Source organism: Actinoplanes sp. OR16, from assembly GCF_004001265.1.
In the GTDB taxonomy this organism is placed as follows: Bacteria; Actinomycetota; Actinomycetes; order Mycobacteriales; family Micromonosporaceae; genus Actinoplanes.
In genome coordinates this window covers 7,964,145-7,982,622 of sequence record NZ_AP019371.1, presented here as the reverse complement: position 1 = coordinate 7,982,622, position 18,478 = coordinate 7,964,145, and the positions used below count along the sequence as shown (strand labels likewise).

Genomic DNA, 18,478 nt, shown 5'->3' with positions numbered 1-18,478 from the left:
CCCGTTCTCGGCGATGCTCGCCGCCCCGCCGCCCACGTCACCCATCCAGCTCGCAGGCACACGGATTCGGTTGCGGCTCGACAGTCCGACATCTGTCCGGCAAGCGCGTCGCCTCGCGGACGGTCTTCCGCATAGGACGATCGACGTCGTGTCGGGAACGCGCGGCGATCGAGGACTGTCGGCGGGTACGACGCGCCGCATAGCATCGACGTGTGCCTCACGTCGTCACGCTGGCGCGGGTCGTGCCCGTCGCACTGGCGCTGACCATCATCGCTGCGGCAGATCTCGGCCTGCCCTCCGAGGAGTTCTGGAAGCAGCGGCAGCCGTGGCTCTACGTCTGCCTTATCATCGCCTTCTTCGTCTCCGCGGCGTCGAGCGCGCTCAACTCCCTGGCGCTGCGGTCCCACGCGGCAAGCGCACGGGCGTTCGAGACCGAGATCGAGGCGGCGACCGCCGCGACCCTGATGAGAGTCGTGCGGCACCTGAAGCTCGATGTGGACCAGGTCGGCGTCCACGTGTTCCTCGCCAGCGGGACGTTCGTGCGCGGGCGGTGGCTGTTTGCCCGGCTGGTCCTGGTTGGGCGGCTGCGCATCGGCGCGAAACCCCGCATGCACCGTCCTCGCTGGTCACCGGGTAAGGGCGTGGTCGGCCGAGCCTGGCAGAACCACACCTACGTCGCCGAGGACTGGGAGACCGTCCGCGAGCGGGGGGAGTCGCTCGGCCGCGAAGCTTGGAGCCGCCTGCCGGAGGCCGAGCGCTACGGTATGTCGTGGACCGAGTTCCAGGCCTCGTCCGGTTATCGGCTGATCGCCGCTAGGCCGGTCTTCGACCTCGTCAGGCAGGATCACGTCATCGGATGTGTCGCGATCGACGCGCAGTGCGATCTTCCCGTCGAGCACCGGGAACTCCAGTCGATCCTCGCGGACCTGGCCAGCACGGTGGAGGCGATGGAATCACCTCCGAAGACATGGCTCCAGCAGCGTAAGCACGGATACTGAGGCGGTTTTGAGATGCCGGTGGAAGAAGAGCCCCTGCCGCGGGTCAACGTCACGGACGAGTTCGCCCGTGACTACATCGACCATGGGGGTTCCCCGTCGACAGTCGGGAGCGTCAGCCCCGATGAGAGCTATCCGACTGGCGGCCGCACCTTCTTCCGGGGACCGCAGGCGGTGGTGACCGGAGATGTCGTCGGAATCCGGCAAGGCGAGGGCTTCACGCGATTCCGCATGGACGAACTCGCCGACGTCCACATCGTGCGATTCGAGAAACGGCGGCAGCTCTGGCTGTGGAGCAACGTGCTGTTCGTCGGCCTGATCGTGACCGCGATCGGCTGGCTGGCGGAGAGATACATTCTGGCCGTGGTCGGCGCGGCCGCGTTGCTATTTGCCGGCTTCATGCTGCCACGGAGCTCACGACGGGAGTGGTCGCTGAACGCCACCTACCGTAGCTCCCGGGTCGAGCTCTTGCGCTCCGCCGATCAGCGCGAGTTCGAGCAGGTCTGCCGAGCTCTGCAGCGAGCGATGGAGTACCGCCGACTCTGACGTCGCCGGATAGTCTCACGCGGTGATCTCGGGTCGTCGATTCTTCGCGGTGGAGAAGGCTGCAGGGCCGGTGGGGGAGCCGGTCGCGAAGCTCGGTGGGCAGCCGGTGTGGCTGGAGGCGCCCCAGTGGCCGGTCTCCCGGAATCTCGGCCGGCCGATGACGTTCATCGGGCAGTTCGAGGTTCCGGCGGGGCTCGCCTATCTGTTCATGACCGACGCCACCGAGTTCGTCGACCAGGACACCTGGGAACCGGACAGCGGCGAGAACGCCGTCATCGTGCAGCGGGGCGGGCGTCTGCCGGTGCTGGGTGTCTACGGGCCGATGGTCGAGGTCTACGGTTCTGCGGATCCGCGGCCGATCGAGGTGTCCGAGCAGGTCACCGGGCCGACCGTCGCTGCCGATCACCGGCTGGTGCAGACGGGAGACGGCGACCGCCAGTTCTTCGGTGGCGAGCCGCTCTGGGTGCAGAGCCCCTACCCGCCGGAAGCGGACTACCGCCTCCTGCTCCAGCTCGACGCCGAGGAGCTCCCGTTCCCGGTCAACTTCGGCGATGCCGGGGTCGGCTACGTGTTCCTCTCCCCGGACCGGCGGGAAGGCCGCTTCCTCTGGCAGAACTCGTGAGGCCGCCTCACTGCGTGAACGCGGCGAGGTGGCGGTCGCGCGCCTTCTCGAGGTGCCGGCGCATCGCGTCCTCGGCGCCGCCGGGGTCGCGGCCGGCGATGGCCTGGGCCAGGGCGTGATGTTCCTGGTGGGTGACGGCGGCGTGGGAGTAGGGGAAGTAGCGCCGGTGCAGGTGGAGGTGCGCGTGCAACCGGGTGAAGGCGTCGAGCAGGAGCGGGCTGGCTGACGCCTCCGCGACCAGGTGGTGCAGCTGGGCGTCCTGCGCGGTGAAGGCGGCGTGCCAGGTTCCTTCGGCGTCACTGCCGACGGTGAAGGCGGCCTGGACGAGCAGTTCCGATCGCTGCTCGTCGGTGGCGTGCGTGGCGGCGCGGCGGGCGGCGGCGCATTCCAGCAGGAGGCGCATGTCGAAGAGGTCGGCGAATTCGTCGCGGGTCAGCAGCGGGCTGACCGTGTAGCCGGCGAGCGCGCGTTTGCGGACCAGGCCCTCGGACTCCATCCGGGCGAGCGCTTCACGCACCGGCGTGGGGGAGACCTCCAGCTCGCGAGCCAGGGCGTCGATGTTGAGGCGGTCGCCGGGGGCCAGGCTGTGCTCCAGGACGGCGGAGCGCAGGGTGGCGTAGACGTCTTCGCTCAGGGTCGAGCGCTTCACGCTGCGAAACGAAGCCATGGCTTGCCTTCCCGTCAAAATTCCTCTACGAAAGATCCTATAGGATCCACGAAGGGGAGGGTCGTGCCGGTCATCACTCACGCCGAGGCGTACCTGGTCGATCTCGCAGTCGAGACCGTGCGCACCGACGCTCTGCAGACGTTCATCAAGCAGGAGACGATTTTCGTACGGCTGAGCACCGATGACGGCGGCGCGGGCCTCGGCTACGCCTACACGATCGGGACCGGCGGGACCGCCGTGCTCGCCCTGTTGCGTGACACCCTCCTGGACAGGCTGCCGGGGCAGGACCCGCGCCGCGTCGAGGCGATCTGGCGCGACCTGTTCCTCACGACGAAGGCGACCACCGTCGGCGCGATCACCTCGCTGGCCCTCGCCGCCGTCGACACCGCCCTCTGGGATTGGCGCTGCCGCGACGCCGGGCAGCCGTTGTGGCTGCTCGCGGGTGGTGCGAAGGATCGGATTCCGCTGTACGACACCGAGGGCGGCTGGCTGCACCTCAGCACCGAGGAACTGGTGGCGGGCGCCACGGCGAGCCGGGAAGCCGGCTGGACGGGCATCAAGATGAAGGTGGGCCGTACCCCGGCTCAGGATGCCGAACGGCTCGGCGCCGTGCGCGCCGCGGTGGGGCCGGACTTCGACGTGATGCTCGATGCGAACCAGTCGCTGACCGCCGCCGACGCGATCCGCCGCGCCCGGCTGCTGGAACCCTACGACCCGTTCTGGTTCGAGGAGCCGCTGCCGGCCGAGGACGTGGCAGGGCACGAGCAGGTGGCACGCGCGACGTCGATTCCGGTCGCGACCGGCGAGTCGATGTACGCACCGGGCCAGTTCGCCGAATACCTCAGGCGCGGCGCGGCCGGCGTGGTGCAGGTCGACGTGGCCCGGATCGGCGGCATCACGCCGTGGCTCAAGGTCGCGCACCTGGCCGAGGCCGCGAACGTGCCGGTCTGCCCGCACTTCCTGATGGAGCTGCACGTCAGCCTCTGCTGCGCGGTGCCGAACAGCCGCTACCTGGAGCACATCCCGCAACTGCGCGCGATCACCCGGAGCGAGATCCCGATCGTCGACGGTCAGGCGCTCGCGCCGTCCGGGCCGGGGCTGGGCATCGACTGGGACCACGACGCGATCGACGACCGGAGAGTCGCATGAATCCGACGGAGACGACCACGATCGGGAACGTCCGGGTCACCCGCCTCGGCCTCGGCATGGCGCCGCTCGGCGGGCTGTTCGAGGCGGTCGGCGACGACCAGGCGCGACGGACCGTGGACCGGGCGTGGGAACTGGGCCTGCGCCTCTTCGACACGGCGCCGCTCTACGGCAACGGCTTGGCCGAGCGACGGGCCGGCGCGGCTCTGCAGGGGAGACCGCGCGGCGAGTTCGCGCTGTCGACGAAGGTCGGGCGGCTGTTGCGCAGCGGGGGCGGGGACGCCCAGGACATCTGGGCCGAACCCAGCGGGGTGACGCCGGTCTTCGACTTCACCCGCGACGGCGTGCTCACCTCGTACCGGGAAAGCCTGATCCGTCTCGGACTCGACCGGGCCGACATCCTGCACCTGCACGACCCGGACGATCACCTCGAACAGGCCATCGACGAGGCGCTGCCCGCCCTCGCCGAACTGCGTTCGCAAGCGCGGATCGGTGCGGTGTCGGCCGGGATGAATCAAGCGGAGGCGCTGGTCCGGCTGGTACGCACCGGGCTGCTCGACGCGGTGCTGCTGGCCGGCAGGTACACGCTGCTCGACCAGTCCGGCGGAGATGAGCTGCTGCCGGCGTGCGCGGAGAAGGGCGTCGCGGTGGTCGCTGCCGGAGTGTTCAATTCCGGACTGCTCGCCGATCCACATCCGGGCGCTCGATACGACTATGCGCCGGCCGGCGCCGCGCTGGTCGACCGGGCGTTCGCGATCCAGGAGGTCTGCCATCGGCACGGTGTCCCGCTGCGGGCCGCCGCGATCCAGTTCCCGGCCGAGCACCCCGCGGTGACCTGCGTCCTCGTCGGCGCACGCACGCCGGCGGAGGTCGAGGACGCGGTCCGGATGGCCGCCGTGCCGATCCCCGCCGTCCTGTGGAGTGATCTCCGGGATCGAGGGCTGATCGCGTGATCGTCGACGCGCACCATCACCTGTGGACCGCTGACTATCCGTGGTTGCAGGACCCGGCGCTGGAGGCGATCCGGCGCGACTACACGGTCGCTGACCTGCGGGACTCCCTTCGAGCGGCGGCTGTCGATCGTACCGTGCTGATCGAAGCCGGACGATGCGACGCTGCGGAGACCACCGCGTTCCTGCGCATCGCGCAGGAGACCCCGGAGATAGCGGGCGTCGTCGGATGGGCGGACCTGACCGATTCCGATCTGGCCGCCACCATCGAGCGGCACCGGGCCGGGACCGGCGGGCACCTCTTGGCCGGCATCCGTGATCAGGTGCAGGCGTCGGCGGATGATCATCTCGACCGTCCGGATGTGCGCACCGGACTCCGGGCCGTCGCGTCCGCCGGGCTCGTCAACGAACTGGTGGTCCGCACTTCCCAATTGCCGTCGGTGGCCCGTGCGGCCGCCGCCTTGCCCGGCTCGACCTTCGTTCTCGACCACCTCGGCAAGCCGCCGATCGCCGCCGGTGGCTTCGAAGAGTGGCGGAAACAGATCACCGCGGTCGCCGCGCGGCCCAACGTCGTGGCCAAGCTGTCCGGCCTGGTCACCGAAGCGGATTGGGCCGTCTGGACACCCCAGGACCTTCGCCCGTACGTCGAGACCGCCGCCGAGCTGTTCGGCGCCGACCGCCTGATGTTCGGCTCGGATTGGCCCGTCTGCGAAGTCGCGGCCACCTACACCCAGGTCAAAGAAGCCCTGTCCGAGCTGCTCGGCGGCCTGCCTCCGGACGTCTTCGGCGGCACCGCCATCCACACCTATCACCTGGAGCTGATGTGAGGTACCTGCGAGTCGGACCCGCCGGACGGGAGCGGCCGGTCGCTTCCAGCGGCGGGAGGTTCTACGACCTGTCCGCGGTGACCGGCGACATCACCGGCGAATTCCTCGCTGCCGGCGGCATCACCTCGATCGACGGCCTGCCCGAAATCGATATCTCCGGTGAACGCCGTGGCGCTCCGATCACCCGGCCCGGCGTCATCCTCTGCGTCGGGCAGAACTACGCCGCGCACGCCGCCGAGTCCGGCGCCGAACCGCCGACCGTGCCGATCATGTTCTACAAGGCGCCGAACACGATCGTCGGCCCGGAGGACGACGTGCTGATCCCGCGAGGCTCGGAACGCACCGACTGGGAGGTGGAGCTCGGCGTCGTGATCGGCCGTACCGCTCGCTACCTGGACTCGCCCGCCGACGCCGCCGGGCACATCGCCGGCTACGTGCTGTCGAACGACGTGTCCGAAAGGGAATATCAGCTCGACCGGTCGGGCGGGCAGTGGTCGAAGGGCAAGTCCTGCGAGACGTTCAACCCGCTCGGACCGTGGCTGGCCACCCCCGACGAGGTGCCCGGGCCGCTGCGACTGCGCAGCCGGGTCAACGGCGAGCCCCGCCAGGACTCCACGACCTCCGACATGATCTTCGATGTCGAGTACCTGATCTGGCATCTCTCGCAATACACCGTGCTCGAACCGGGCGACCTGATCAACACCGGGACACCGCAGGGGGTGGCGCTCTCCGGCCGATTCCCCTACCTCACCGCCGGAGATGTGGTCGAGGTCGAGATCGACGGGCTCGGGCGGCAGCGCAGCCTCCTCCGGGACGCTTCATGAGGATCATCGATTTTCGTACGTCGGACATCCGCTTCCCCACCTCCCGTCAATTGGACGGCTCCGACGCCATGAACCCCGACCCGGACTACTCGGCTGCCTACGTCGTCCTGCACGCCGACAACGGCCTGACGGGTCACGGGTTCACCTTCACCATCGGCCGTGGCAACGAGGTGTGCCGCGCGGCGATCGACGCGCTGGCCCCGTTCGTGGTCGGGCAGCCGATCGACGATCTCGGAGAGTTCGCGCGGCGGCTCACCCACGACTCGCAGATCCGCTGGCTCGGCCCGGAGAAGGGCGTCGTCCACCTGGCCGCGGCCGCGCTGATCAACGCGGCGTGGGATCTGGCCGCCAAGGCAGCCGGCAAACCGGTCTGGCGGCTGCTCGCCGACATGACCCCGCGGCAGGTCGTCGATCTGGTCGACTGGCGGTACCTGAGCGACGCGCTCACCCCGGCCGAGGCTCTTGATCTCCTCGAAGCGGCTCGTCCCTCTTCTGCCGAGCGCATCGCCTTTCTGGAGACGCACGGCTATCCGGCGTACACCACGTCGCCGGGCTGGCTCGGTTACAGCGACGAGAAGCTGGTGCGGCTGGCCGGCGAGGCGGTCGCCGACGGCTACCGGCTGATCAAACTGAAGGTCGGCGACGACCTGGACGACGACATCCGGCGGATGCGTCTCGCCCGTGCCACCGTCGGCGACGGCATCCGGATCGCCGTCGACGCCAACCAGCGCTGGGACGTCGGGCAGGCCGTCGAGTGGATGACGGCGCTCGCCCCGTACGACCCGTGGTGGATCGAGGAACCCACCAGCCCCGACGACGTCCTCGGGCACGCGGCGATCCGCCGCCGGCTGCGACCGGCCGGCATCCGGGTGGCGACCGGCGAACACGTACAGAATCGGATCATCTTCAAACAGTTGCTGCAGGCCGATGCGGTGGACGTCGTCCAGATCGACGCCTGCCGGGTCGCCGGCGTCAACGAGAACGTGGCGATCCTGCTGCTCGCCGCGAAGTTCGGCGTGCCGGTCTGCCCGCACGCCGGCGGCGTCGGCCTCTGCGAACTGGTCCAGCACCTGTCGGCATTCGACTTCGTGGCCGTGTCCGGTTCGCTGACCGACCGCGCCATCGAGTACGTCGACCACCTGCACGAGCACTTCATCGACCCGGTCGTGATCCGCGACGGCGCCTACCGGCTTCCCGCGGCGCCGGGTTTCTCGGCCGAGATGCGCCCCGAGACGCTGCAGCACTTCGCCTATCCCGGAGGTCCCGCATGGGCATGATCGACTCTTCTGCCGGCCTCGCCTTCACCGTTCCCGCCTTCACCGGCCTCGTCGCCGTGGTGACCGGAGGCGGCTCCGGCATCGGCGCGGCCGTCACCGCTTCGCTGCGGGCGCAGGGGGCGCTGGTCGGGGTGCTCGACCTGAACCCCGGCGCCCCCGCCGACGGCCTGCTGCCCGTGGTCGCCGACGTGGCCGACCGCGAGTCGCTGACCTCCGCCATGGCCGCGGTCGCGCTCACGTACGGCGGGATCGACATCCTGATCAACAACGCCGGGATCAGCGCGGTAGGCGGCATCGACGCCAACGACGACGAGGAGTGGCACCGCGTGCTCGACGTCAACGTGGTGGGCATGGCCCGCGCCACCAGCGCGGCGTTGCCGTACCTGCGCCGCAGCCCCGCCGCCGCGATCGTCAACATCTCCTCGATCGCGGCGACGGCCGGCCTGGTGCAGCGGGCCCTCTACTCCGCCTCCAAGGGCGCCGTGCACGCGCTGACCCTCGCCACCGCCGCCGACCTGGTAGGCGACGGCATCCGCGTCAACTGCGTGGCACCGGGCACGGTGGACACACCGTGGGTGGAACGACTGCTCGCCCGCACCGGCGATCCGGCGGGGGAGCGGGCGCGGCTGGAGGGCCGCCAGCCCACCGGCCGCCTGGTGACGGCCGAGGAGGTGGCCGGCGCGGTCACCTACCTGGCATCCCCGGCGTCAGCAGCCACCACGGGGATGTCCCTGGCCGTCGACGGCGGGATGTCCGGCCTGCGACCACCGCCGCGCGGGTAATTTAGGGAGGTGACGACTTTCCTGGTCCTCCTGCGCGGTATCAACGTCGGCGGCAAGAACAAGGTCCCGATGGCCGACTTGAGGAGGTGCCTGGAAAGTCGCGGCTTCTCGGCCGTGTCCACCTACATCGCCAGCGGAAACGTCATCCTGGATTCCGATCTCGACGCCGCCGGGACAGCGGCCCGCATCGAGGAGGCGCTGCCCGAGGACTTCACACTCGACAGCGAGATCGTCAAAGTCCTGGTCCTCACGCGCGCCCAGCTCGACGCCGTCCTGAGCGGCAGACCGGAGGGCTTCGGCGACCAGCCGGACAAATACCACAGCGACGCGATCTTCCTGATGGGCGTCGACGCCGCCGACGTGATGCCCGTCTTCAAACCCCGCGAGGGCGTCGACAGGGTCTGGCCGGGTGATGGCGTCATCTATTCCGAGCGTCTCAGCGCGCAGCGGACAAAGAGCCGGCTGAGCGCGATAATGGCGTCACCACTCTACAAATCCATGACGATCCGCAACTGGAACACCACCGTCAAACTGTCGGAACTCCTCATGTCGCGAGGCTAGTACGGCAGCCGCCCTTCGTGATCATGGTTGGAGTTCAAGGGGGAAGCGGCGGGCGTAGTGGGCTCGCCTGGCGCGTGCTTGGTGTCGACGTCGCCAGTTTGACCAGCGCAAACGGTGGGCGATGCTGCGGGTGGGCTGAATGAGCAGGACGTTGATCAGGCGGCGGATCTCGTTGACGGTCAGGTCGATCATGTCGGGCTGAGCGCGGCGGTTTGGGGTGCGGGCGTCGGCGGCGCAGATCGCGAGGACGGCGAGGGCGGCCAAGGCGAGGGTGGTGAACCGGTGCCAAGACGTCCAGCGGCGGACCTGGTGCTGATCAAGACCGACCTGGCCCTTTCCAGCCTGGAATCCTTCTTCCACGATCCAGCGAACTCCCGCCACCCGCACGAGCTGGGCGAGGGCGACCGGTTCGGGTGTCCAGCAGCGGTAGAAGGCCAGTTCACCGGTGGTGTTGTTCCGGCGGATCAGCAGACTGTGCCGGCCCTGGTCGTCGGGGTCACCGTCGACGCCGACGTCAGCCAACCAGGCCCAGTCGTAGAACCGTGGCCCCTTCGACCCGTCGCCGGCGCTGCGCCGGGTCCATGCCGTGGCGGGCAAGTTCTCGGTCAGGTCATCGGCGCGGTAGCGGGTCTTGCCACTGTCGACGGGCACGAGGTGATCGCAGGAGACGGCCAAGACGTAGCCGAGGCGCAGCTCGCGGAGCCGGGTCCGGAGGCTCCTGTTGTTGCCATAGGCCTCATCCGCGGCGACCCACCGAGCCGGAACCAGGGCTGCAACAGCGGCGGTGATCATGTCGTCTGCTAGTCCAGATCTGGTGGCGAACGCGAGGTCGTCCGGAACGCCGGCCCGCTCGCACCGGTCGCGGTCACCGGTCCAGGACTTCGGCAGGTAGACCCGCCGGTCGATCAGCGTGTGCCCGTGCCTGCTCGCGTAGGCCAGGAACACACCGACCTGCGCGTTCTCGATCCGCCCCGCAGTACCGGAGTACTGGCGTTGCACACCGACGGTGTGCACGCCCTTCTTCAGATCGCCGGTCTCGTCGACCACGAGGACACCGTCGGGATCACCGAGGCGATCAACGACGACTCGCCGCACGTCGTCACGCACCGCGTCGGCGTCCCACTTCGCCCGGGAAAGCAGCCGCTGCATTGCGTCCGGGCGGGCGTGTCCGGCATGTTCCGCGAGTTACCAACTGGTTTTCACCTCAAGATCGGCTAGCAGACCGGTCACGAAACCGGCCGCCGCACGACGCGACTCAACACGTCCGAAACGGCCCGCGAACGCGCCCAGTACCTGATCCAGAGCCTGCTGCCAGCCAGCAACATCACGCTGTGACCTGCGGCCACCGCAAGACTCGAATGTTTGTCCACGACATACAGACGATCACGCAGTGGCCGCCCTGCGTCCACCGGACCGGCCCAGATTCCGGACGAAGGCCACCGTTAGACGTTGCCGACGCTAACCATGATTTCGGCCAATACCAGGGGGTTGAGGTAGTCGCGGTACGAGACGACCAGGCCGTCCCTGATCCGCAAGACCGCAATGATCGTCTGGTGCAAAGGTGCGCCCGTGGGGATCACGTTGCCGTGAGCCTCGTACTCGACGATCACCACTTCCGGGTCAGTGGTCTCGTGAATCACCGTGTTGCGGTACTCGTCGAACTTGACGAGGCCGTTGGCTTGCGCGGTCAGGAACTCGCGGATCTGATCGCGGCCCTCCACACGGCCAAGGACGCCTTCAGGTCGGTACGGCCACTCGATATATCCGTCCGCCGCGAACAGATTGACGAACGTTTCAGTGCCCTGCTCGCGGCTCGCGCGCAGGATCTGCTCGACGACTTCGCGAGATGTGGCAACCACGGCCGCCCCTCTCATTCAACGCCTGTTGATTGAACGAGCGTAGAACGTACAGAGCCGCCGGTCAACAGCCGTAGAATGAACCCGTGACTGAATCGAGCCCCCGGCCTACCAGGGCGCAGCAGCGCCGCCGAAGCGAGGAGCGCATCCTCGCCGCCGCCCGCCAGATCTTCGCCGAGCTCGGCTACGACCGGACCACGATTCGGGCCGTAGCGTCGGCCGCCGGCGTCGACGCCGGTCTGGTCATGCACTACTTCGGCAGCAAAGACCTGCTTTTCGCCCGGGCCGTCGAGGTACCCGCCGACGAGTTGTCCGGCGGCACCTCAGGCGAGGTGGCCGAGGCGCTGCTCACGTCGCTGGGCCGGCGCCTGACCGGCGAGCCTGCGGCCTCCTTGGCGGTACTGCGCTCGATGCTCACCAACGCCGACGCCGCTGATCGTTACCGGGCCGCCGGGGAACCGCAGCTCCACCAACTCACCGAGGCGATACCGACGCCCGACGCCGACCTGCGCGCAAGTCTGCTGAGCGCGATCATCCACGGCGTGATAGCCGAGCGATACCTGCTACGCCTCACGCACCTCGCGGACGCCTCACCCGAACAGATCATCGACCTACTGCGCCCGTGCTTCCAAAGCCTGACCACACCTCCGCCGACATCGGTGAAGCCACAGTAAATGACCGTGTCGTCGGCCGCCCCGGCGAAACGCCTCGGCGAAGATCGCGAACGGCGGCTGCCGTACTAGTGCCTCATCATGTGGCCCTGAACGGGTGATCCGGGTGGCGAATCCTGGGGTCGGCACGTGCACCCATGCCCGGACGCTCGGGTGTGTTCGTGCGTCGAGGCCGGCGCCGGACCCAACGGCCTCATGCTCGCCTGAGTTCGTCCAGGATCGATCAGCCGGAGGGCCCCTTTCACCAATCCATCGCCGGCCCGCCCACTTTCGTTCCAGCCTGATCAACCAACACGGAACGACGAATTCCGCCCCAGAAAATGCACTCCCCGAATCCCGCCGACCACCGGCGGCGGCCGGCGCCTCACCCACGCCGTGGCGCTCAACCCCGCCCTGACCTCGCCTCGCGTCCTGCCCCTCGCACGCGGCTTGCCCCTCACCCGCGGCCTGGCCCAGGCTCGCGTCCCGTTCCTCGCGCACGGCCTGGCTCTCGGGCACGGCCTGGCTCTCGCTCGCGGCCTGCCTCTCGCGGACGGCCTGGCTCTCACGCAAGGCCTCCCCGTCAGGCGCGCCCTGCCCCCGGCTCTCCCCTCCGGCCGCGCCCAGGCCCTGGCTTTCGCTCGCGTCTTGGCTTTCGCTCGCGTCCGGGCCCTTGCTGGCAGCCTGCTCCTCGGCCTCCCGCAACTGCCGCATCCGCCGGCCATGGCGCTGCAGCAAACCCCACGACCGATGCCGCTCATGCTCCCGCCGAAAAGCCTCGGCCTCCTCCGAATAATTGCGACGCAGCGTCCTATCCCGCAAATGTCTCGTGGGAAACAACGCCAGCTGCGCCATATCTCGATTCTCCGCACCGCACCCGCAACAGACGAAGAAAGCCGCGCGAATTTCAGATCCAGAAATCATTCGAATCGCGCTGGACGATCCGTCGACCCTGTCACTCGCTCAAACGTTTTGAGACGATTTCCAGGGTGTGCAGTGGACGCCGGGCGACGGTCTGTTCGGCGGCGTAGCGGAGCCTGCCCGGGCGCCAGCTGTGCCGAGCGCGCAGGGCCCGGATGCCCACATGAGGCTGCCGGTGGGGAGAAGGGCGAGCCGGAAAGCGGGGTGGGCCGGAGCGACGTTGCTCCGGCCCACCCCAGTCCGGGATCAGCGGGTTCGGTAGCGGATGACGTCGGTGCGGAGCACGTCGCCGGATACCTTCACCAGCTTGATGGTGTGCTTGCCCTTGCGCAGGCCCGCGATGCTGAACACGGTCTGCTGGGTGGCACGTGCGGTGCTCTGGAGACTGACTCGCTCGGACAGTCTGCCGTCGATGAAGACGTCGGCCTGGCCCTGGTCGGGGGCGGTCGCGGTGATCCAGTCGACGGCGGTGCCGTCGAAGGTGTAGGAGACCGCGTCGCCGTTGCGGGTGGTGGCGTGGACGTCGTTCAGGTGGTCGCCGCGGAAGGTGAAGTCCAGCTGTGCGTCGCCGAGCGGGAGGCCGGTCAGGTAGGCCGCTCGCAGGGTGACGGTCGAGCCCGACAGCGTGTAGTCGGTGCCGGCCTTCAGTGCGGTGCCGTCGCGGGCTACGCCGGTGAACTCGCTGCCGTCGCGCAGCAGCTTCACCGCGACGTCGGCCGGCGCCTTACGGTCGAACGACGTGACCGGCGGGTCGAGCAGGCTCGGCTGCAGGACGTCGATGCGGTCGAGCAGCATGAACGAGCCCGACTTCTTGACGGCCATCAGGGTGTGGCTGCCGTTCGGCAGGTCGTTCACCGAGAAGACGGTCTGCTGCGAGAGCCTCGGCTGACCCTGCTCGCGACCGGTGTCGACGGTCTTCACCAGCCGGCCGTCGAGGTAGATGTCGACCTCGCCCTGCGACGAGTCCAGTTCGGTGATGTACGAGATGCCGGTGCCGGTGAACGTGTACTGGAACGAGTCGCCGTTGCGCTCGGTGTAGTGCACGCTGTCGTTGTGGTCGCCCAGGCCACGGCCGGTGCTCTGGGACCACGTCCCGGCGTACGAGATGCCCGGGTCGGTGTCGTCGTGCACGATCGTGCGAACCGGGCCGGTGGCCGGCGAGGAAGAGGCGGCGCCGGTGTCGGTGACCGTCACGGTCAGCGGCTGCGAGGTGGCGGCGACCTCGGCGCCGCCGTTGCGGGTCCACTCACCCTGGTAGCGGACGCGCAGGGCGTCGTCGTTGACCGCCACGCGGGCGCCGGACTGCGGGGTCACCTTCAGCAGCCGGACACCGTGGATCGGCACGGTGGCGGCGGTGAACGAGCCGGCGAAGCGGCCCAGGTCCTTGCGCGCCCACAGGTCGCGGACGGTCGCGGCGCCGGTCAGGCCGATGTCCGGCCAGTCGACGGTGATGTCCTTGTCGGTCCGGCCCAGGTTGAACAGCGCCACCGTGTAGGAGCCGTCGGCGTTCAGGGCGTACCAGGTCTGCTGCTGGGTTCCGGTGGACACCGGGCGGGCCGGGGTGCCGGCCTGGTCGACGGCGATGACCTCGGGGTTGGTGACGAGGCTGAGACCGTACGCGTCAAGCTTGGTGAGATCGTTGCCCAGATAGAGCGGCGCCGCCGAGATCGCCCAGAGCGTCATCGCCGTACGCCGTTCGTCCTGGGTGAGGCCGTCCATCGTGCCGTTGCCGACGTTCAGCGAGTCGAGGTCGTTCCAGCCGCCGTCGCCGCCGTGCCGCCACCAGGTCTCCAGCCGCGGGAAGAGCCGGGCGATGTTCTGCCACTGGGTGAGCGCCTCGTTCGCGCAGTAGCACTCGACATCCCAGTCGATGCGCCAGCCGTTGGCCTTCGACCGCCAGTAGCCGGCGTAGTTCGGGTCGAGGGCCCAGGACAGCTCGAACCAGATCCTGTGCTTCTTCAGCGCCGACGACCAGGCGGCGACGTCGTCGCGGGCGTCGAGCGACAGGTCGCTGATGCCGGAGCCGGGGGTGACGCTGTCGAACTTGACGAAGTTGACGCCCCACGAGGCGAAGAGGTCGACGATCGAGTCGATGTACTTCTGCGAGCAGGGGTTCGAGAAGTCGAGCCGGTAGCCGATGTTCCAGTAGTCGGCCTGCTGGATCGGCTGCTTGACGATGTCGTGGGTGGTGCAGCCGGGCGCGCCGGCGATCGGCAGGCTCGCGTCGTAGACCTCGGGGGAGATGCCCGGGATCGTGTAGAGCCCGAACTTCTGGCCGTTGCGGTGCACGTGGTCGATGACCTTCTGCAGGCCCTGCGGGTAGAGGGTGGCGCTGGGCTTGGGCCGGCCGTTGGCGTCGAACCCGTCGTTCCAGGCGGCGTCGACGTTGATGTGGTCGTAGCCGTACTTCTGCAGCTTGGCCTTCATCGCGTCGGACTGCTTGATGATCTGGTCGGCCGTGATCCACTTACCGTTGCCGGAGTAGACCTGCATGCTGTAGCTGCTCCAGCCCATGTACGGCTTGACCGCCCACGGATCGGGTGTGCTCGTAGTGGCCGGCTCGGGGGCGACGGGTGCCGCGGCGGCGCGCGCCCCGGGTGGTGGGCTCGGCTTCGGTGCGGCCTGGGCGGATTGAGCGCCGAGGAGCACGAGGATCGCGGCGCCTAGAGCAACGGTTCTCAACGGTGGGAACCTTCCTGGTCGAGGGTGCGGTGATGTCCCGGACGAAGGGACGGGTCAGGAAGTGACGAACGCCTGGATGGCGACGGTGGCCGCGCCGCGCGCCCATTCCTCGAAGGGCAGCGGCCGGATGGTCAGCGGGCAGGCGGCAGCGGCGCCGAAGGCCTGGCGTTCGAAGCCGGCGCGGATGTGCGGTTCGAACAGGTCGTAGGCGGCCAGGCCTTCGCCGGAGACGACGATGAGCGCGGGGCCGACCAGGTTCGCCACGGCCGCGATGCCGCAGCCGATCGCGTCTCCCGCTTCGGCGAACACCGCGCCGGTACGCCGATCGCCGCCGCGCGCGAGCGCCACCGCATCGTCGAACGTGAGCTGCGGGCGGCCGGATCGTTGCCGCGCCCGCTCGACGATGGCGTCCGCGCCGGCGATGGCCTCCACGCAGCCCCGCCCGCCGCAGTGGCAGGCGGGACCACCGGCGTCGACGCCGATGTGGCCGATCTCCCCGGCCACGCCGTGCACCCCGGCGACCAGCCGGCCGTTCACGACCAGGCCGCAGCCGATGCCGGTGCCGACGGTGACCAGGGCGAACGACTCAGCGCCGACGCCCTCGCCGAACCAGTGCTCGGCGGTGGTGAGGGCCTTGACGTCGTTCTCGACCATCACGGTCAGCCCGGTGGCCCGCTCGGCGAGCTCCCGCAGCGGCACGTCGTGCCAGTGCAGGAACGGGGAGTACCGCACCAGGCCGCCGGCCCGGTCGACGTCGCCGGACACGGCCAGGCCGAGTCGTCGGGTCCGGGCCCGGTAGTCGTCGTGACCGCCGAGCAGGTCGTCGGTGAGGTCGCGGAGTTCGGTGAGGACGGTGCCGACCTGGCGGTCCGGCAGCTGCCGGTGGGCTGCCACCCGTACCCGGGCGCCCAGATCGCAGATGACGCCGATGAGCTCATCCGCGGTGATCTTGACGCCGAGGAAGAACTCGCGGTCCGGGCGGATGGACAACGGGCTGGCGGGACGGCCCGCGCCCGGACCGGTCCGCTCGGTCGGCGCCAGCTCCTCGAGGTAGCCCCGGTCGATGAGGGGCCGTGCCGCCTTGGTGACGGCCGCCGGGGAGAGCCCGAGCCGGCGAGCGAGGCCGACGCGGCTGAGCGGACCCTCGGTCAGCACGGCCGTGAGCACGGCGGTCATCGCCGGGGCGGCGGTTTCGGGCTCGGCGAACATGGCCCGAAACGTAGGGCAGCAGCTGACGGAAATCAATACTTGACGAAGGAAATTATTAGGCCTACGTTTCGGCCATGTTTCCCGTGATCAAGCCGTAGGAGGTGTGGCTGTGGGGTCACCGTCACTGGCGCCGCGGCGCAGCCGCTGGGCCCGGGCGCAGCGGTCCTGGCGGCAGCACTGGCAGCTGTATGTGCTGGTGAGCGTGCCGTTGGCCTACTTCGTCATCTTCAAGTACGTCCCGATGACCTTCAACGTCATCGCGTTCAAGGACTACAGCCCGGTGCTGGGCGCCTGGGGCAGCCCGTGGGTGGGCCTGCGCAACTTCGAGCAGCTGTTCGGCAACCCGGTCTTCGGCACGCTGGTGCAGAACACCCTGATCCTGGCGTTCTACCTGCTGCTGGCGAGCTTCCCGGTGCCGATCCTGCTCGCGCTGGCGCTCAACGAGATCCGCAACGGCTGGTTCAAGCGCACGGTCCAGATGGTCACCTACGCGCCCTACTTCATCTCGACGGTGGTGGTCGTGTCGATGACGATCCTCCTGCTGTCGCCACGGATCGGCCTGGCCGGTGACGCCGACGTGCTCGGCGATCCGGACTACTTCCGGCACGTCTACGTCTGGACCGACGTCTGGCAGACCGCCGGCTACTCGGCCGTCATCTACATGGCCGCGCTCGCCGGCATCGATCCCGCGCTGCACGAAGCGGCGAAGGTCGACGGCGCCAGCCGGCTGCAGCGGATCTGGCACGTCGACCTGCCCGGCATCATGCCGACCGCGGTGATCATGCTGGTCCTCGGCGTCGGCAACATGATGGCGATCGGTTTCGAGAAGGCGTATCTGCTCCAGAACAATCTGAACCTCGCCCAATCGGAGATCATTCCGACGTACGTCTACAAGACCGGCCTGATCAACGCGGACTTCAGCATGGCGACCACCGTCGGCCTGTTCAACTCGGTGGTCAATCTTCTCCTGCTGCTGACGGTCAATGTCGTCGCCAAGCGGATTACTGGAAACGGACTCTGGCGATGACGACGATAACGCAGGTGATGAAATTGCGGCGCATTCGTACGGCCGCGCCGAAGATCCGGGAACCGTTCGGCGACCGCATCTTCATGATCGTGGTCCGGCTGATGCTGGCGATCGCCCTGATCCTCGTGGTGCTGCCGCTGATCTACATCGTCGCCAGCTCGTTCAGCAGCCCCGCGGCGGTCAACTCGGGTCAGGTGCGGTTCTGGCCGGTCGACTTCTCGATCGAGGCCTACCAATCGGTGCTGAGCAACGCGGAGGTCCTCCGGGGCTACTACAACTCGCTCATCTACGCGGTGGCCGGCACGCTGATCAGCGTCACGCTGACGGTGGCCATCGCCTACCCGCTGTCGCGCCGCACCTTCTACGGGCGCAACGTGCTGATGACCCTGCTCATCTTCACCATGCTGTTCTCCGGCGGCCTGATCCCGACCTACATGGTGGTGCACGACCTCGGGATGCTCGACACCCGCTGGGCCCTGCTGATCCCCAACGCGATCGGCGTGTGGCAGGTCATCATCGCCCGCACGTTCTTCGCCAACTCGATCCCGGACGAGCTCTACGAGGCGGCGGCCCTCGACGGCGCCAGTGATCTGCGGGTGCTGCGGTCGGTGGTGCTGCCGCTGTCCAAGCCACTGCTGGCCGTGCTCGCACTGATGTACACGATCTATCAGTGGAACACCTACTTCGACGCTCTGGTGTACCTCAAGGACCCCGATCTCTATCCGCTACAGATCGTGCTGCGCAACATGCTCCTCCTCAACGGTTCCCGGACGGGCGCCGTGGATCTGGCTCAGCAGATGCATCAACTGCAGCTGGCCAACGTACTGAAATATGCCTTGATTGTCGTCTCCAGCCTGCCCGTGCTGCTCATTTACCCATTCGTCGCGCGCCATTTCACCAAGGGCGTGATGGTGGGCGCTGTCAAGGGCTGACTTC

17 protein-coding genes and 1 pseudogene are annotated in these 18,478 nt (G+C 68.6%); 13 read left to right on the top strand and 5 right to left on the bottom strand.

Annotated elements, in window-relative coordinates; translation table 11 throughout:
* Positions 1-212: 212 nt before the first annotated feature.
* Genes EP757_RS36695 through EP757_RS36685 form a run of 3 tightly spaced genes read left to right on the top strand, consistent with a single transcriptional unit; the run spans position 213 to position 2,163 of the window.
* Positions 213-998 carry a hypothetical protein gene (locus EP757_RS36695; RefSeq protein ID WP_127552952.1) on the top strand — a complete coding sequence of 262 codons (786 nt, stop codon included), beginning with the start codon at positions 213-215 and terminating at the stop codon, positions 996-998.
* Between the two features lie 12 nt (positions 999-1,010).
* Positions 1,011-1,541, top strand: a complete 531-nt coding sequence (locus tag EP757_RS36690; RefSeq protein WP_127552951.1) for a DUF6232 family protein — start codon at positions 1,011-1,013, stop codon at positions 1,539-1,541.
* A 22-nt stretch (positions 1,542-1,563) separates the two neighbouring features.
* A complete protein-coding gene (locus tag EP757_RS36685) occupies positions 1,564-2,163 on the top strand; it encodes a hypothetical protein (protein ID WP_197725461.1) in 600 nt (199 codons plus the stop codon).
* A gap of 7 nt (positions 2,164-2,170) precedes the next feature.
* On the opposite strand, the gene EP757_RS36680 is transcribed toward EP757_RS36685, so the two are convergent.
* Positions 2,171-2,812, bottom strand: a complete 642-nt coding sequence (locus tag EP757_RS36680) for a GntR family transcriptional regulator (RefSeq protein ID WP_232050197.1) — start codon at positions 2,810-2,812, stop codon at positions 2,171-2,173.
* 81 nt (positions 2,813-2,893) lie between these two features.
* Between EP757_RS36680 and EP757_RS36675 the strand changes: the two genes are divergently transcribed.
* Genes EP757_RS36675 through EP757_RS36645 form a run of 7 tightly spaced genes read left to right on the top strand, consistent with a single transcriptional unit; the run spans position 2,894 to position 9,197 of the window.
* Positions 2,894-3,979, top strand: a complete 1,086-nt coding sequence (locus tag EP757_RS36675) for a mandelate racemase/muconate lactonizing enzyme family protein (protein WP_127552949.1) — start codon at positions 2,894-2,896, stop codon at positions 3,977-3,979.
* Positions 3,976-4,929, top strand: a complete 954-nt coding sequence (locus EP757_RS36670) for an aldo/keto reductase (RefSeq protein WP_127552948.1) — start codon at positions 3,976-3,978, stop codon at positions 4,927-4,929. Before EP757_RS36675 ends, EP757_RS36670 begins: the two co-directional genes overlap by 4 nt.
* A complete protein-coding gene (locus EP757_RS36665) occupies positions 4,926-5,753 on the top strand; it encodes an amidohydrolase (RefSeq protein WP_127552947.1) in 828 nt (275 codons plus the stop codon). Before EP757_RS36670 ends, EP757_RS36665 begins: the two co-directional genes overlap by 4 nt.
* Positions 5,750-6,577 (top strand): fumarylacetoacetate hydrolase family protein, encoded by an 828-nt coding sequence (locus EP757_RS36660; protein ID WP_127552946.1) that lies wholly within the window; start codon positions 5,750-5,752, stop codon positions 6,575-6,577. Before EP757_RS36665 ends, EP757_RS36660 begins: the two co-directional genes overlap by 4 nt.
* Positions 6,574-7,854: an enolase C-terminal domain-like protein gene (locus tag EP757_RS36655; RefSeq protein ID WP_127552945.1), complete on the top strand. Its 1,281-nt coding sequence runs from the start codon at positions 6,574-6,576 to the stop codon at positions 7,852-7,854. Before EP757_RS36660 ends, EP757_RS36655 begins: the two co-directional genes overlap by 4 nt.
* Positions 7,851-8,636 carry an SDR family NAD(P)-dependent oxidoreductase gene (locus EP757_RS36650; protein ID WP_127552944.1) on the top strand — a complete coding sequence of 262 codons (786 nt, stop codon included), beginning with the start codon at positions 7,851-7,853 and terminating at the stop codon, positions 8,634-8,636. Before EP757_RS36655 ends, EP757_RS36650 begins: the two co-directional genes overlap by 4 nt.
* Positions 8,637-8,645: 9 nt before the next feature.
* Positions 8,646-9,197, top strand: coding sequence for a DUF1697 domain-containing protein (locus tag EP757_RS36645; protein ID WP_127552943.1), 552 nt, complete (start codon positions 8,646-8,648; stop codon positions 9,195-9,197).
* A 21-nt stretch (positions 9,198-9,218) separates the two neighbouring features.
* Here EP757_RS36645 and EP757_RS36640 read toward each other — a convergent pair.
* Positions 9,219-10,487 (bottom strand): annotated as a pseudogene (locus EP757_RS36640) (IS701 family transposase).
* 152 nt (positions 10,488-10,639) lie between these two features.
* A complete protein-coding gene (locus EP757_RS36635; protein ID WP_127552942.1) occupies positions 10,640-11,056 on the bottom strand; it encodes a nuclear transport factor 2 family protein in 417 nt (138 codons plus the stop codon).
* Between the two features lie 83 nt (positions 11,057-11,139).
* On the opposite strand from EP757_RS36635, the gene EP757_RS36630 reads away from it, so the two are divergent.
* Entirely contained in the window at positions 11,140-11,727 is a 588-nt protein-coding gene (locus EP757_RS36630; RefSeq protein ID WP_127552941.1) for a TetR/AcrR family transcriptional regulator, read from the top strand.
* Positions 11,728-12,870: 1,143 nt separating this feature from the next.
* On the opposite strand, the gene EP757_RS36625 is transcribed toward EP757_RS36630, so the two are convergent.
* The gene (locus tag EP757_RS36625; RefSeq protein WP_232050196.1) at positions 12,871-15,306 is read right to left on the bottom strand and encodes a X2-like carbohydrate binding domain-containing protein; all 2,436 of its coding nucleotides are present in this window, start codon (positions 15,304-15,306) and stop codon (positions 12,871-12,873) included.
* Between the two features lie 54 nt (positions 15,307-15,360).
* On the bottom strand, positions 15,361-16,515 hold the full coding sequence (locus EP757_RS36620; RefSeq protein ID WP_127552940.1) for an ROK family transcriptional regulator: 1,155 nt from the start codon (positions 16,513-16,515) through the stop codon (positions 15,361-15,363).
* A gap of 109 nt (positions 16,516-16,624) precedes the next feature.
* On the opposite strand from EP757_RS36620, the gene EP757_RS36615 reads away from it, so the two are divergent.
* Both EP757_RS36615 and EP757_RS36610 read left to right on the top strand, forming a co-directional pair.
* Positions 16,625-17,542: a sugar ABC transporter permease gene (locus EP757_RS36615; RefSeq protein WP_232050195.1), complete on the top strand. Its 918-nt coding sequence runs from the start codon at positions 16,625-16,627 to the stop codon at positions 17,540-17,542.
* Positions 17,539-18,474: a carbohydrate ABC transporter permease gene (locus EP757_RS36610; protein ID WP_127552939.1), complete on the top strand. Its 936-nt coding sequence runs from the start codon at positions 17,539-17,541 to the stop codon at positions 18,472-18,474. Before EP757_RS36615 ends, EP757_RS36610 begins: the two co-directional genes overlap by 4 nt.
* Positions 18,475-18,478: the final 4 nt, after the last annotated feature.

What these genes read in the sequence shown, in the direction of transcription:
- EP757_RS36690 (WP_127552951.1), top strand. Translation starts at nt 1,011, where the DNA reads ATGCCGGTGGAAGAAGAGCCCCTGCCGCGGGTCAACGTCACGGACGAG.
- EP757_RS36670 (WP_127552948.1), top strand. Translation starts at nt 3,976, where the DNA reads ATGAATCCGACGGAGACGACCACGATCGGGAACGTCCGGGTCACCCGC.
- EP757_RS36655 (WP_127552945.1), top strand. Translation starts at nt 6,574, where the DNA reads ATGAGGATCATCGATTTTCGTACGTCGGACATCCGCTTCCCCACCTCC.
- EP757_RS36650 (WP_127552944.1), top strand. Translation starts at nt 7,851, where the DNA reads ATGATCGACTCTTCTGCCGGCCTCGCCTTCACCGTTCCCGCCTTCACC.
- EP757_RS36620 (WP_127552940.1), bottom strand. Translation starts at nt 16,515, where the DNA reads ATGTTCGCCGAGCCCGAAACCGCCGCCCCGGCGATGACCGCCGTGCTC.
- EP757_RS36610 (WP_127552939.1), top strand. Translation starts at nt 17,539, where the DNA reads ATGACGACGATAACGCAGGTGATGAAATTGCGGCGCATTCGTACGGCC.